Origin of the sequence: secondary endosymbiont of Ctenarytaina eucalypti (assembly GCF_000287335.1) — a bacterium.
Lineage (GTDB): Bacteria > Pseudomonadota > Gammaproteobacteria > Enterobacterales > Enterobacteriaceae.
In genome coordinates this window covers 1,109,568-1,124,486 of the sequence record NC_018419.1, presented here as the reverse complement: position 1 = coordinate 1,124,486, position 14,919 = coordinate 1,109,568, and the positions used below count along the sequence as shown (strand labels likewise).

The following is a 14,919-nucleotide window of genomic DNA, read 5'->3' as shown; positions in this document are numbered from 1 at the left end:
AGCCGGTTAGGTTCCTGTGGTATCAAAAAGCAGCACATGCATCCGTCACGATATTACATCAGAAAACCACTCGATAGATGAAGTCCCTTTGCTTGATTGATCGCACAGCTGCACCACTGCTGCGCAGGCTACATCTAAATTTTTAGACAACATATCGATAAAACACACGTGACCCGACGACGGTAAAAATTACCATCATGCTACGCTCTTGCATACAACCCAAAAAGCGACTTTTCTATCACTTGGGTGATGCGCAAGGCGGGTGATCCGCATGATGGTCTAGGAGTATCGTATAAGTATTATTATACGGTTGTAATATAAGACTTCAAAGACAGTTTTCATGCCAAGAAAAGACGCTGCAAATCGTAAAAATCCTAGACAGATTAATCGGTTAAATATGCCGAACATCGGGCATCATTAGATAACCATCACCATTCTAGAAGTCAGCTCGTTATGTATTCTATTAAATTCAACTAGTCCGTTGTAGAGCCATAGCCTTTGAGTGATCCAAAAAGTTTTATTCGATCAGCCTTCTTAACGGCAACAAGTTCTAAGAAGCGTTAACAAACATACCGCCTATCCGTCACATGTTGCCCGATGGGCACACGAACTCATTAGAGACTTAGTGTGACATTATTCAGCGTATTACATAAATAAATCGCGGGCCTCGGTCCCTAAAATGTGCGATACAAAAATCTTAACGTGCACTTGATATACTTTTTTTTGAGACTGGAACCTTTAGGCAAACAATTGCTATCTAAAAAGCAACCGGGTACTTCAAGAAAATTTTTCTTATGTTTTATTGGCTTACTACTTGTCGATGTCATGTTATTTTTCACGTTTTGATAAAAATAATTGCAAGATATAAGAGAATCTCACTCATCGCGTGACCTCGTTTTAATACTCGGCATCACGCAAACCTCCAGGATAAAAGTCTTAGCGGCAGACTGCTTTCCGCAGCAGTTTAAAATGCTATCTTACCTGGAAGGCAGGGATCAAGAATCAGGTCGTGTGTCAAGACATCGTCACTTGTTATTCCTGCCTGAGGGGTGATAAATCAACCACACCCCGCTGCAAATTAATGCCACACCCATCAGTCTTGATAAAGTATAGGTCTCATGAAAGGCAGGAATCATTAGCGAAAATATTGCTACCAAGACATAACTCAGGCTGAGCAGTGGATAAGCTAAATTCAGCGGCAAACGTCGAAGCGCCATAAACCAGCACCCCGTAGATAAGAAATAAGCTATTATACCGCCTGCTAGCACCCTAAGAGGGGTTGTATGTCCTGAGTCTACCCAAAGTAGAGGGGAACAGATCGGGGGCAAATGCATCATCGCCCATTTGATCAACAGCTGCGCAACGCTGACCAAGAGCACGCTACAGTATGCCCACCTATAGCCCATTAAAGACTGGCTCCCATAATGACAATCCCTGAAACCATCAAAAGCAGCCCGATGCCATGGCGTAATGATATGCACTCTAACCAGAGCAATCGGGTCGCCAGGGTCACCAGCAAAAAATTGATACTCAAGATCGGGTAAACGATGCCTATTGGTGCCCTCTGCAATACCCATAACCACGCTACAAAAGCGCCTGCCAGCAGCAGAAAACTCGTCGCTATCCAACGCAGTCGAGCCCCTAGAGTGCCGGCGCCGGGCATCATGTTGGCGGCGTATTTTTGGCAAAGCTGGCCTGCACAGCTTAATAGCACAACAACAAAAATCAATAAATAAATCATGACCGGCTTTTATCGTAGGCCAAAAGCATCAATCGTCCACGTCGGTAAGCTATATCCGCACGCGGTAGGTGGTCGAGCTGTGCATTGCGGTCGGGAAGCAGCAACACCAACGCCACTGCGCCGTCCTTACAGTGCTCATGCAGCCAGTTAGAAAACCCCTCTTTGCTAACAAAACGCCCCGAAGAGTCAGGATAACTCAGGCCATAAGCTAGCTCTCCCGGGCATGAAAATAGCAAAATATCGCTTCGTTCCAGTTCCCAGGCAAGACCGGCCGCAACGCCCACGCTATCAGTGAGAATAAAACGGCTATTTTCTAGCTGTGGGCGAACCATCTCTATGAATGCCTGCGGCTGTTTAGCATCGATCACCTCTTGCGGTATAGCGTACCCAAAAAGCAATGCAATCCCTGCTGGACACAGTGAGGCCCAACACCAACGTGCTGCCGGCGCCCACAGAGTGAGGCCACCAACGGCTGCCCAAATCAGAAACCCGAGCACCGCCAGTACGATTTTTCTGACTTCATCACGCCCGAATAGTGCATGCTGTACAGGCCCCCAAGGAGCTAAAATTCCGGCTATCGCGACGACGCACAGTAGCCCGAAAAGCACATTAATCACACCATTCACTTTTAGCGCTCGCCCTCCCCATACCGTCGCATAGCGCGCCATTAGTAACGCCAATGGAGCAAAACAAGGCAGGATATACGTCAGTAGTTTGCCGTTCGAAAGGCTGAAAAACAGCAAGGGCATGACAGCCCACCCAAGAAGATAGGACGCACTGCTCTGCGCCTGACGTTCACGCCAGGCGCAGAGCAGTGCTCCTGGTAACAGGGCCAGCCAAGGCAGCGATCCTAACAGTAGCACTGGCAGGTAATACCAAAAAACAGCTTTATGTTGGGCGCCATCTTCTGCAAAGCGCCGTATATGCTCGACCCAGATAAAATAATGCCAAAAATCTGGCTCTCGACACGCGATAGCGATAACCCAGGGCAAACTTATCATGAGAGAACCAAGCAACAGTAACGTCCCGTAAGATAAGACTTCCTTCCAGCGTTTTGTCACGATGATCCAGGGCATGACGCTGAGTAGTGGCACTACCAGGGCAAGGAAGCCTTTAGTCATGAAGCCCAGTCCGCAGGCAACACCTACTACCAGATACCACAAGCCTTTACGCCACCCTTGGGGCACCTGTACCGCCTTCCAGAAGCTACACATGGTGGCCGCTAGACATAGCGCAACCATAGGATCGAGCACGGCATAAGTCCCGATACTATAAACAAGAAGACAGGAGCTAAAAATTGCCACTGCCGTCATCCCAAGCCGATGATCCTGCCATAAACGCCATGCCATCCAGTACACCATAAGCGCCGTCAGGATAATGGAAAACGTGGAACCGAAATGCACAGCAAAATTCGTCTTGCCAAATACCCACTGACCGAGATTGTTAATCCAATAGCCAATCGCTGGCTTCTCAAAATAACGCAGACCTAGAAAATGAGGGACTATCCAATCGCCGCTAACGAGCATCTCACGACTTATTTCAGCGTAGCGCGTTTCATCTGGCTGCCATAGGGCGCGAGACATCAGGGGGAAAACATAATACAGAACAATAACGAGCAACAGCCCAATACTGGCTTTTCTGGTCTTCATGCTCGACTCACTTTAACAGTCTCTGACATCCAACCCATCCCTCTCGTCCTGGAATAACACCTCGCACTATATGCCCGACCGGCAGAACTGTGGCATCTTGAGGGATAAGCTCCCCTAACGGACAAAAGCGGATCCCTTCGGCCCTCGCCATCCATAACAATTCCTGAAACATACCACTCAGCGCAATACCCTCTACCTCGGCATGAATGGTGTACACGGGCGTTCCATGATCAGCTTTTATGCTATCAAGAATGAACCGATTGTACCCTGCAAGACTCACGGTATGGCCGATAATCTCGTCAAAAGTAGGTTGTGTGACCGGAATTTGTACCGTGCCCCAATCTCCATTCGGAAGTAGAGGTCTAAATAGACTCGTACCACGACAATCGCTATTGTAAAAAAAACCAAAAGGCTGTTTAGCCTGAAGAACACGATTATCTGCACGCCAGCCTGCTGCAGCCGAACAGGTTACTGGCTGTTCGATAATATTAGTCAACGCATCTTTTGCTAGACGAATCTGCTTTGTTAATTCAGCATTATCCCACGTCCCAGCCCAGGTTTGCCAGGCAAAATGATCCCAGGCGTGCATCCCGACTTCATGATCAGCGGCGGCAGCGCGTATTTGTGCAGCGAGACCCTGACCTATCTTTCTGCCAGGCCAGGCAGTGCCGGCTAATAAAATCTTCCAACTATAGAGAGAGACTACGCGAGAGCGTAGCATCTTCATCAAGAATTGTGGTTTCGTTAGTCGCCAAAAATGGCGACCCATATTATCAGGTCCAACGCTGAAAAAAAATGTCGACTTGATCTTCTGCGCGGCTAGTATATCCAATAGGCAAGGCACACCCGCGCGAGTCCCGCGCCACGTATCGACATCAATACGGAGGCCGACGTTTTTCAGCATTTCGCGTCCGAAAAGTCAACGGTTTTTAAGAAAAAATCTAAAGTTTCATCTATAGTTTGCGCCATCGGCACTTTAGGGTTCCAGTCTAGTAAATGTTTGGCATTACGGATACTAGGCTTTCGGTGCTCCACGTCCTGATATCCTTTTCCGTAATAACTGCTACTTTCTACATTGCGAAAACCGGCGAATGGCGGAAAATGCTGGCGCAGCGGATGCCGATTGAAACTTGCTAGTAACAACTCTGCCAACTGACGGATACTGGCTTCGTTTCCTGGATTGCCGATATTGATTATTTGACCGTCGCAATTATGGTTTTTGTTCTCTATGATGCGGAATAGCGCCTCAATACCATCGCTGATATCGGTAAAACACCTTTTCTGTGCGCCCCCGTCCACTAATTTGATCGGAGATCCCTCTACTAGATTAAGAATCAGCTGCGTAATAGCGCGTGAGCTACCGATACGTGCTGCGTTTAGCGTGTCTAACCGAGGTCCCATCCAGTTAAAGGGTCGAAATAGCGTAAAACGTAGACATTCTTGTTCACCATAAGCCCACAAGACGCGATCTAGTAACTGTTTCGATACTGAGTAAATCCAGCGTTGTTTCTTGATAGGTCCTACAATCAAGCTGGACTCGTCTTCGTCAAACACTCGATCGGTACACATACCGTAAACTTCAGAGGTCGATGGGAAAATAATACGCTTTTGATATTTGACGCAATAACGGATAATTTTTAAATTTTCCTCAAAATCGAGTTCAAACACTCGCAGCGGATTACGCGTATATTCGATAGGAGTGGCAATCGCCACCAGCGGCAAAACAACATCGCATTTTTTAATATGATATTCAATCCACTCCGAATGTATATTAATGTCCCCCTCGATGAAATGAAAAAACGGATTCACTAGAAAACGCCTGATAGCATCAGTGCTGATATCTAAACCGTAAATTTCATACCTTCCGTCATGCAGGAGGCGTTCTGTCAAATGATTGCCGATGAAGCCGTTCACCCCTAAGATAAGAACATGGGTACGGCGCTGATGCCTTACTGAGGGATACGCATTCAGCAATGCACCGTCGACTAGCCCCAGATCATAAGCTAATTGGCAGCCGCGCATGTATACTCCTTGTTGGCGCTGACCGGCTTGAATCTCTAGCGCATCGCTACCGGCAGCAATGACTAACGGATCGATGCATAATACAGTGCCAGGTTGTACGGAATCGCTGTTCGGACGTACCCTCGCCTTCCAGACTATAAATTTTTCGCCGCGGGCATAACTGAAGGCGCCAGGCCATGGATCAGTGACCGCTCGTACTAGATTCACAAGGGTTGTGGCCGGCTGTTCCCAATTCAGCCGTCCGTCTTCCGCTGTTCGAGCGGTCATATAGCTATCGGGGTAATCCTTCTGAGGCGTTTCGCTAAAATTTTTCTGGTGAATGGCGGGTAAAATACTTTCTAGCATAGTAGCAGCCGCCTCACACAATTTACGGTGGAGCGACAGCGCATCATCCTCCGGAGTAATCGCCACGCTACGCTGCATTAAGATATTCCCCGCATCGGCCTGCGACGTCATTCTGTGCAAAGTCACGCCAGTGTGCGTTTCACCGTTGACTAGCACCCAATTTAGCGGCGATCGGCCTCGATATCGAGGCAGTAGCGAGCCGTGCAGATTGAATGAACCCACCGTCGGCAAACTGAGAATCTCTTGACACAGCAGCTGGCGATAGTAAAACGAAAACATTACGTCTGGTGCTAGTACTTTAAGTCGCTCTATCCACAGAGGATGGTTGACGTCAGGCATTGCAAATACCGGAATACAGTGTTCTGCAGCCATACGTGCTACTGAACCAAAGAAGTTTTTTTCAGAAGGGCTATCAAGGTGAGTGATGATGGCCTCAATAGTAAACCCTGCTTTAATCAAAGCAGTGATCCCTACGCAACCCATGTCATGATAAGCAAAAATAACAGCCTTCATTGTCTTTCCTGTTGAGACGAGAGTCTATTTTGACTAACCACACGCTGAATGAAATAACGGGGACGTGCGCGCACATCGGTATAAATACGGCCAATGTATTCTCCCAGCAGCCCCATCCCGATGAATTGTGCGCCAATAAAAATGAACAGTACCGCGAACAGCATAAATACGCCTTCAGCTGCCCAATGCGAGCCGAAAAAAAGGCGGAGCATAATAAGAATTAGAGAACATGCAAAGCCGAGGAGAGCGATAATGCTGCCAATAACGCTCAGCATGCGCAGCGGCATCGTCGTTAGACATGTAATCAGATTATACATCAAATTAACAAGCTTCATCAGACTATATTTAGAATCACCGAATTCCCGCTCCGCATGCATTACCGGTATTTCAATAGTTTTTCGGGCAAATGTATTGGCTAAAATAGGAATGAAAGTGCTACGCTCATGGCAGTGCAGCATAGCATCAATAATATGGCGTCTATAGGCCCGCAGCATACAGCCGTAATCGCTTATTGCTTTACCAGTCGTGCGTTGAATCAGGGAGTTAATCATGGACGAAGCTCGCCTTCGGAACCAGCTGTCCTGCCGGTTCTGGCGCACCGTGCCCACTACGTCGTAGCCTTGCGCCGCAACCTCAACAAGCCGCGTTATCTCTTCCGGCGGATTCTGTAAATCCGCATCGAGGGTTACCACTAAATCTCCAGTTACATGACTAAACCCCGCCATGATAGCAGAGTGCTGACCATAATTACGATTCAGTAACAGCGCAACAATATGACTATCTAACGCTTCAGCTGCGGCAGTTAGCATAGCGGCTGAGTCGTCACTACTGCCGTCATCTATGAGTAAAATCTCATAAGCGACACTCAGCTTCTTACAGGCTGCCTCCGTGCGCCTAATCAACTCAGGAAGGCTTTCTTGTTCGTTATAGACTGGAATTACGATCGAAACCTTATTGATTTTCATGTGTGTTGTCATTTCAACACCTTTACAATAGTGCGTAGTGCAATGATCACCCGATCAACATCGTTATCGTTCATGGAGGGAAAGAGAGGCAGTGAACATATTCGTGCGGAGTTCCACTCGGTCTCCGGCAAGACCAAATTGGGAAAACGCTCACGGTAATAACGTTGCGTATGAACGGCGCGAAAATGTAGACCTGTGCCGATGCCCTCATGTTTCAGCGCCCGCATGAGTCCATCACGATCAATCCCGCAACGCGGCTCATCAACACGTATGATAAATAAATGCCAGGCGTGGTGATGTGGCCAGGCGGGTAGTGCTAGCGGAGACACTGGTATATTAGCCAACCCATCTAAATAGCGCTGGGCTAGGGCCGCGCGGCGCGCGTTATGCTGCTCTAGCTTCTCAAACTGAACCAGCGCAATGGCGGCGTTGATATCAGGCAAGTTATATTTGTAGCCCGGAGTCATCACCTCAGCAGAGGGAGGGCGGCCCTGCATGTTGAGATCGAATGCATCCGATGAAAGGCCGTGAAACTTCAGGCAGCGGATACGATCCGCTAGTGCGGCATCATTTGTTACCACCATCCCGCCCTCTGCAGAGGTAATATTCTTGATAGCGTGAAAAGAAAAAATCGCGGTTCCGACGCGGCCCACGTGGCGATTTTTGTAGCCGGTCCCCGCTGCATGTGCCGCATCCTCAATCACCGGAATGCCATAACGTGCACCCAGAGCACGAATGGCGTCGATATCTACCGGAGCCCCGGCGTAATGGACAGGCACGATGGCGCAGGTTCGCGGAGTGATTGCAGCCTCAATAAGTTCTGGAGTCACCATTAGCGTCTCACGGTCAACATCGATCATGACTGGTTCGGCGCCAAGCAAGCAGATCATGTTTAGTGTAGACACCCACGTCTGCGAGGGCGTAATCACCTCATCACCTGGCTGAAGCCCCAGCGCCATGAGCGTAACGTGCATACCACCTGTCGCTGAGCTTACGGCTATAGCATGACGATTACCGGTTAGTTGACAAAACGCCTGTTCTAGTTGCGCGCATTTTGGCCCTGTAGTGATCCAGCCGGAGCGAAGCACATCACCTACGGCAGCGAGCTCGGCATCTCCCAGCGATGGAAGGGAGAACGGCAAAAATTCAGACATTGTTCGATTTCCCTTAAAAATGGCGAGTCATTATTGAGCGGACGCAAGCAACATGTTTGGCGCGAACTCTTGTCGTGAAACGATAAAGTTCTTTAATAATAGATGTCGGTGTTACAAAATAGGAAGAATCTTAACTGAATTTCTTTAAATGAAAATTAAGAGCGGCAATGAATAAAGCGATTTTTAAATGTTCGTTTAAGTTTCGTTTACACTCCTTAATATGTAAAGATTGTTTTACGATGCTGTCTAAGGTATTTCTTATCGCTCTATCACCTGGATAAGCCCCCAAACATAAAACATGGTAGACTAGTAATCATTAGCGGCCACCCGGAGTATTGATTTGTTATAATTTATTTTTAGGGTTTGACTATATCAAAGATATATATCACTTTTGGTGTTATAATGATTCAGAATCAGAGTACAATCTAAATACTCGTGATAGTCCAGCATGACAGCGCTATATCGTCTAACCCTGTAATGGTGTAGCTCAGCTCTTTAACACATCGCAGACTTATGGTTGCGATGAAAATACTTAAGAAAATCTACATTACATAATCAGTGACATAGTCTGCATCTATTTATAGATAAGGCAACAATACGAGAAGTATTGTGCATGCACATGCATGATGTGCTAATTTATTGCAGAAAATGATGCTATAGTTGATTATAGCAAAAACATCAAATATTAATACAATTTTTATATATTCTAAAGTAGAGCGCAGAGATCTTCAGTACAGCAGTAGTATTTTTTAGACAGGTATCAACCTATTTTTTAGGCGGTACGCGAACTCCACCGAAAGCTATGACCTCCTAAAAAAACCCCCTCATCAAACATCATGCGGAAGAGGCTTCCCTGTGTCAAAAACTACTACTATATGTACAAGAGCGGAATTAGTAGCAATGCAGCTGACATGCGCATCCAGCATAATTTATCACCTATCCATGCCATCATAAAAATCTGATCCCGAAGATTTTACGCGCCTACAACTACAAAAACGGATTGCAAGCATTATAAAAAACATTCGCCAGAGGCGACGATATACAAACATCAAAGTCTCATGATACACGTTACAGCACCTGATGAAGACACCAAGCCCTAGTCGACTTTCTTGGTAGAAAGCGGGGGGGGGTGGCACTAAACGCGCCACAATAATGATCTGATTACACCAGTTCACCTGAGGAGCCGAGTCTCATAGAAACTCGGCTACATCAGCGCTGGGTAGCGCTGACTTTTCATGCCTCAGCAGAGCGCCTAAGGCTTTTTTGATTTGGCTCACCTCCTCGAGGATATGTCTCCATGCTATCGTCGATTAGCGGCATCTCAAAGTCGATGGAGAGATCCTGGTTATGACTATTCTGGAGCAATAATGTATCTGCATCTTTCGGGGAAAGATGATCTATCGCATACCGATGATTACGATATTTGTCATGAGCAAATTTCAGGCACCGTCAGGATACTACAACACGAATATTATAGTCAACATAACCTACTAACTCTTATGAAATATAGCAATAAAGCACTCATGCATTATATAAAAAAGTAATCGTTTATATGCAGGAGCCAGAACAACCAGATGAGAGTGGCAACACTTAAACGTGAATAAGCAATATTATGCAGCAAGATAAGACAGCTTGCATCCCTAGATTAACTCTCTCCTAAAAAAATAAAATAATACACTATTACATTATGGAATGCGCTTTAGATTCAATAATCTAGGTTTTCAAAAAGTATGCCATAATGAACGTGATCTGAATCATTCATGCTTAAATCTAGATTTAATGGTCTGGGATGGTAACGGCGAAAACATAGCTGTATCAATGCCGATAATGATATTTTTACAGTATCCCTTAATCATATTCTCACGCGCTTTATGCTAAAAAAAACAGAAGCGTCAGTCTGTTACGTGCGCGTTTTATGATACATACAACGTAAAATAAACCTTTTTGATAAAGCACCGCCCTGTTTTACTATGCAGTAGTAGAGAAACATGTGTCATCTCGAACATTTTATTTTTATGAGCTACACTACATTATGTTCTAATATAGAGGTAAATTGCTTCAATGAAGGAATCACATTAAATATTTTTAATACAGACAATAACTTAATAGTTTTTATAAAAAAATAAAATGATAGATAAAAATATAAGCTTTATTTAAAAAATATGTATTGCACTAAAACCGCTAAAGAGATAAGATCTTTATCAACAAACGCGGGGTGGAGCAGCCTGGTAGCTCGTCGGGCTCATAACCCGAAGGTCGTCGGTTCAAATCCGACCCCCGCAACCAATATCCTTCCTTTATTTAATAAGATGTTATAGTTTCTTGTATGTGTCCTGTAACCAAAATCCACGCAACTTTTTCTACTGCTTATTGCATTGATCGTCAGGGAAAGCAATCTGGCTTACTGCAGTAAGAGAAATTTAAGCCCCACGTAAGCCAATGGTCGTGTTATCGATCTCACTTCCAGTGAGATACTGCTTCAATGAATTGAATGTTCTTTCACCGATCACGAGTTACAATAATCGAAGCGCCTATTTTCTACTGCTCAACTCGACTTCACCTCAGTCAAGAACCTCATCAGCAACGCCCTTCCAAAAAATACCCTCTCTGTCTATCTTAGAAACTGCTCATCCTCCCCACCTGTTCCGTCATATCACCTCTCAGTTTCAGAAGCTTTTTAGCCTATGAGGCAGCAATCTATAATTAGCCTTGCTATAGCAATCATGGTTGAAATACATCTCACAAGCTAACCCAAATATTGCGCGAAATTTGTTAGTTATTCAACAAATCCGATTTATAAGTTGCAATAGAGAGTACAAACTTGCGGAGCGCATAGAATAGCTTTTCATGATCCACCTAACATCATGCAAACGCAAGCAACAACAGGCGGCTCTACACTAACAAGTATGTTTAGATGCTTCTGACTCATTTAATACACATACGGGGAAATATAAAGTCTGGAGAATACATGCTATGATAGGCACTATTCTCAGGAGTTGACGTTATGCCCGGTCCTGAAGGTTACGAAAAGGGGTGCACCGTGATAGTGGTCACAGGGGGAGCAGGTTTTATCGGAAGCAATATTGTCAAACTATTAAATCAGATCGGCTGCAACGATATTTTAATCGTTGACAACCTAAAAGATGGCACCAAATATGTTAATCTAGTGGATCTCAATATCGCTGATTACATAGATAAAGAAGATTTCATCGCTAGCATCGTTGCCAGCGATGATTTCGGTAATATTGATGCAGTTTTCCATGAAGGAGCCTGCTCCTCCACCACGGAGTACGACGGCCAGTACATGATGCAAAATAATTATCAATACACGAAAAAGCTCTTGCGCTACTGCATCGAACGCACTATTCCGTTTCTGTATGCTTCTTCCGCGGCAACTTACGGCAGCCAGACAACAAGATTTATTGAAGAGCGACAGTATGAACAGCCGTTAAATGTTTACGGCTATTCAAAATTTCTTCTTGATCAGTACGTGCGAACGCTCTTGCTGCGCACCGAATCGCAAATTTGCGGATTCCGTTATTTCAATGTTTATGGCCCGAGAGAAGAACACAAAGGCAGCATGGCTAGTATACCTTTTCGTTTGAACAAGCAAATCAACGCTGGTAAAAATCCAACAATATTCGCCGGAAGCGAAGGCTTCAAGCGAGATTTCGTCCATGTTAGCGACGTGGCAGCGGTAAATATTTGGTTCTGGCAAAATAACATCTCGGGGATTTTTAATTGCGGCACCGGCCGAGCCGAATCCTTCCAAACCGTCGCAACCATCGTATTAGATTACCATCAAAAAGAGCATTTTGAATACATTCCATTCCCTAAAAAACTCAAAGGACGATACCAAGTTTACACTCAAGCAGATTTAACGCAGCTGCGCGCTGCTGGATACCTGAAACCGTTTAAAACCATCACAGAAGGCGTCCCGGAATATTTACGATGGCTGAACCATAACGACTGATATCGTTTAGGGAATGTAAAGAGACAAAGCCATGAAAATACTGGTAATCGGAGCATCTTGGGTGGGTGATGCTATGATGTCCCAAAGCCTCTATCGTCTCCTCATGCAACGCCATCCTAATGCGAAGATTGATGTCATGGCTCCAGCCTGGTGCCATTCTTTGCTTAAACTAATGCCGGAGGTTAATCTGCCTCTGGTGATGCCAATAGGCCACGGCGTCCTCTCGCTAAGAGAGCGCTACCAACTTGGAAGAGCACTGAAGAAAAACCGCTATTTACAGTCGATAGTTCTGCCTAACTCATTTAAATCAGCGCTAGTCCCTTTTTTTTCTAGCATCTCGCAGCGCACTGGCTGGCGTGGCGAGATGCGATATGGTGTTCTCAACGACATCCGAACGTTAGATAAACAAGCTTTTCCACTAATGATACAGCGCTACGCAGCCTTGGCCTTTGATCGCGATAGAATACACCACGCAGCTGATTTACCTAGTCCGCTTCCTTGGCCACACCTCACGGTCAGCGCATCAGATATCGATCAAGTCCTCCAAACATTTATGCCGAACTGCATTCTCCCGCTTATTGGTTTTTGTCCCGGGACAGCATCTGGCCTGGCTAAACGTTGGCCGCATTATCATTATGCCACCCTGGCCGAGGCACTTATCCGCCGTGGCCATCAAATAGTGCTGTTTGGGTCCGTGCAAGAGCAAGCTTCTGGAGAAGCTATAAAAGCTTCCTTGCCTCCAGACTGTCGCCGTCATTGCCGAAACCTAGTCGGAAAAACTTCACTGGAGCAGGCGGTAAAACTTATCGCCGCCTGCCGAGGCATTGTCAGTAACGATGCCGGGCTGATGCATGTTGCTAGCGCACTTCAGCGTCCGCTAGTAGCGCTGTACGGGCCCACTAGTCCGGATTTTACCCCCCCGCTTTACCACCAGAGCAGATCGATTCGCTTGATCAGCGGTGGCTGTAAAATACGCAAATATGAAGAAAACACAGGATATCACCCTGCCCTCATTGCCATTCAGCCCACCCAGGTACTTAACGCACTGCAGAGCTTATTACTCTAAAAGAGAGAAAATGCAGGTTCTAATCGTTAAAACATCTTCAATGGGTGATTTATTGCATACCCTGCCTTCGCTAACTGATGCGAAGCGTGCATTCCCGGAGATTTTTTTCGATTGGGTAGTGGAAGAAAATTTTGTCCAAATCCCGACCCTTCATCCAGCAGTGCGACGGGTGCTGCCAGTTGCGATTCGCCGCTGGCGCAAGAACTGGTTCACTACTGCCACGCTGAAGGAACGCGATGACTTTAAACGACAGCTTCAGAAAGAGCGCTATGATGCAGTTATAGATGCGCAAGGCCTAATAAAAAGCTCAATACTTGTGACGCGCTATGCGTGTGGCGAAAAACACGGTCTTGACTATAAAAGTGCGCGCGAACCCTTCGCCAGCTGGTTTTATGACCAGCGTCATTATGTGGACAATCAACAGCACGCCATAGAGCGCATTCGGCAGCTGTTCGCTGCCAGTCTAGGTTACCGTCGGCCCATGACGTTCGGAGAGTATTCCATTTCCCCTTGCTGCATGCCCGTGACTCATCGAAAACCTTATCTAGTCTTTCTGCATGCCACAACACGTCCCGAGAAACAGTGGCCGGAAACCCACTGGCGTGCCCTAATACAGTTTTCTGCTAACCACGATTATAGCATTGAGTTACCTTGGGGGACGCATGAAGAAAAGCTACGCGCGCAACGATTGGCTAACGGATTCAGCGCTGCAAAAGTACTGATGCCATCCTCTCTAGCACAGCTAGCAACCGTGATAAGCGGTGCGAGTGCACTGGTTTCGGTGGACACCGGCCTCAGTCATTTAGCTGCAGCCCTTAACCGCCCCAACCTAACTTTATATGGCCCTACCAATCCATCGCTTATTGGTGCTTACGGGCGGCATCAGCAGGCACTGTGTGCAACCAACGGAAACATGACGAGTCTGACGGCAGAGTATGTCTGGAAGACTTTTAAACCAATGCTATCATTAAGGGAAGAGGAATAAAACTATAATACATACTCTAATCCTCTAACTTTTTAGGGCTAAAGAAGCGATTTTGAACACTCGATCCATCTTCCTAGCAAAAAAGCTAATGATCTCGATGCTTGAAAGTCAAGGCTTTAATCGTAACTGAGATGTGATGATGATAAAAAATAGTCATGCACGATTTAATAATTTTTATATAGAACGTCTGTTTTTACCATAGCACGTTACGAAATAATCTTTGCATATAAATACACAGATTTAAGTGAAATCACTTTGTTCACTCAATCGCCTTCGTTCGAGAGGAGCTTATAGATAGCTCCACCTTTTCCGTTATGCTAATATGCGTGTTGAATGTGTTTAAAAAACCCAATCATTCACGTCAGGTTTTTGTGTGCCTTGAACAAAAAAACCAGCCAAACCAAATGGTGATTTGATGACAATTTTAGAAACAGTAATCGGACAGTGTGGTTTTTTAGATGCAACTAATAATATCGGGAGGGGTGAAGATGAAGCATGATCTAGAA

At 45.9% G+C, this 14,919-nt stretch carries 10 protein-coding genes and 1 tRNA gene; 4 read left to right on the top strand and 7 right to left on the bottom strand.

Going from position 1 to position 14,919, the window contains the following annotated elements; all coding sequences use genetic code 11:
- Positions 1-1,025 precede the first annotated feature (1,025 nt).
- Genes arnF through arnB form a run of 7 tightly spaced genes read right to left on the bottom strand, consistent with a single transcriptional unit; the run spans position 1,026 to position 8,389 of the window.
- On the bottom strand, positions 1,026-1,406 hold the full coding sequence (gene arnF / locus A359_RS03190; protein ID WP_014888419.1) for a 4-amino-4-deoxy-L-arabinose-phosphoundecaprenol flippase subunit ArnF: 381 nt from the start codon (positions 1,404-1,406) through the stop codon (positions 1,026-1,028).
- A complete protein-coding gene (locus A359_RS03185; protein WP_014888418.1) occupies positions 1,406-1,741 on the bottom strand; it encodes a DMT family transporter in 336 nt (111 codons plus the stop codon). Before A359_RS03185 ends, arnF begins: the two co-directional genes overlap by 1 nt.
- Positions 1,738-3,390 (bottom strand): lipid IV(A) 4-amino-4-deoxy-L-arabinosyltransferase, encoded by a 1,653-nt coding sequence (gene arnT / locus A359_RS03180; protein WP_014888417.1) that lies wholly within the window; start codon positions 3,388-3,390, stop codon positions 1,738-1,740. Before arnT ends, A359_RS03185 begins: the two co-directional genes overlap by 4 nt.
- Before the next feature lie 7 nt (positions 3,391-3,397).
- Positions 3,398-4,291 (bottom strand): 4-deoxy-4-formamido-L-arabinose-phosphoundecaprenol deformylase, encoded by an 894-nt coding sequence (gene arnD / locus A359_RS03175; protein WP_044104749.1) that lies wholly within the window; start codon positions 4,289-4,291, stop codon positions 3,398-3,400.
- Positions 4,288-6,270, bottom strand: a complete 1,983-nt coding sequence (arnA, locus tag A359_RS03170; RefSeq protein ID WP_014888415.1) for a bifunctional UDP-4-amino-4-deoxy-L-arabinose formyltransferase/UDP-glucuronic acid oxidase ArnA — start codon at positions 6,268-6,270, stop codon at positions 4,288-4,290. Before arnA ends, arnD begins: the two co-directional genes overlap by 4 nt.
- Positions 6,267-7,247, bottom strand: a complete 981-nt coding sequence (gene arnC / locus A359_RS03165) for an undecaprenyl-phosphate 4-deoxy-4-formamido-L-arabinose transferase (RefSeq protein WP_014888414.1) — start codon at positions 7,245-7,247, stop codon at positions 6,267-6,269. The genes arnA and arnC overlap by 4 nt, the downstream gene beginning before the upstream one ends.
- On the bottom strand, positions 7,244-8,389 hold the full coding sequence (arnB, locus tag A359_RS03160) for a UDP-4-amino-4-deoxy-L-arabinose aminotransferase (RefSeq protein WP_014888413.1): 1,146 nt from the start codon (positions 8,387-8,389) through the stop codon (positions 7,244-7,246). The genes arnC and arnB overlap by 4 nt, the downstream gene beginning before the upstream one ends.
- Positions 8,390-10,598: 2,209 nt before the next feature.
- Between arnB and A359_RS03155 the strand changes: the two genes are divergently transcribed.
- The 4 genes from A359_RS03155 to rfaC all read left to right on the top strand — a co-directional run bounded on the left by A359_RS03155 (position 10,599) and on the right by rfaC (position 14,413).
- Positions 10,599-10,675, top strand: a tRNA-Met gene (locus tag A359_RS03155).
- A 754-nt stretch (positions 10,676-11,429) separates the two neighbouring features.
- Entirely contained in the window at positions 11,430-12,362 is a 933-nt protein-coding gene (gene rfaD / locus A359_RS03150; protein WP_044104747.1) for an ADP-glyceromanno-heptose 6-epimerase, read from the top strand.
- Between the two features lie 31 nt (positions 12,363-12,393).
- On the top strand, positions 12,394-13,428 hold the full coding sequence (gene waaF / locus A359_RS03145) for a lipopolysaccharide heptosyltransferase II (RefSeq protein WP_014888410.1): 1,035 nt from the start codon (positions 12,394-12,396) through the stop codon (positions 13,426-13,428).
- A gap of 10 nt (positions 13,429-13,438) precedes the next feature.
- Entirely contained in the window at positions 13,439-14,413 is a 975-nt protein-coding gene (rfaC, locus tag A359_RS03140; RefSeq protein ID WP_014888409.1) for a lipopolysaccharide heptosyltransferase RfaC, read from the top strand.
- The last annotated feature ends 506 nt before the right edge of the window (positions 14,414-14,919 follow it).

Coding starts and splice junctions, on each gene's coding strand:
- arnC (WP_014888414.1), bottom strand. CDS start 7,247: ATGACAACACACATGAAAATCAATAAGGTTTCGATCGTAATTCCAGTC.
- arnB (WP_014888413.1), bottom strand. CDS start 8,389: ATGTCTGAATTTTTGCCGTTCTCCCTTCCATCGCTGGGAGATGCCGAG.
- arnT (WP_014888417.1), bottom strand. CDS start 3,390: ATGAAGACCAGAAAAGCCAGTATTGGGCTGTTGCTCGTTATTGTTCTG.
- arnF (WP_014888419.1), bottom strand. CDS start 1,406: ATGGGCTATAGGTGGGCATACTGTAGCGTGCTCTTGGTCAGCGTTGCG.
- rfaC (WP_014888409.1), top strand. CDS start 13,439: ATGCAGGTTCTAATCGTTAAAACATCTTCAATGGGTGATTTATTGCAT.
- waaF (WP_014888410.1), top strand. CDS start 12,394: ATGAAAATACTGGTAATCGGAGCATCTTGGGTGGGTGATGCTATGATG.
- A359_RS03185 (WP_014888418.1), bottom strand. CDS start 1,741: ATGATTTATTTATTGATTTTTGTTGTTGTGCTATTAAGCTGTGCAGGC.
- arnA (WP_014888415.1), bottom strand. CDS start 6,270: ATGAAGGCTGTTATTTTTGCTTATCATGACATGGGTTGCGTAGGGATC.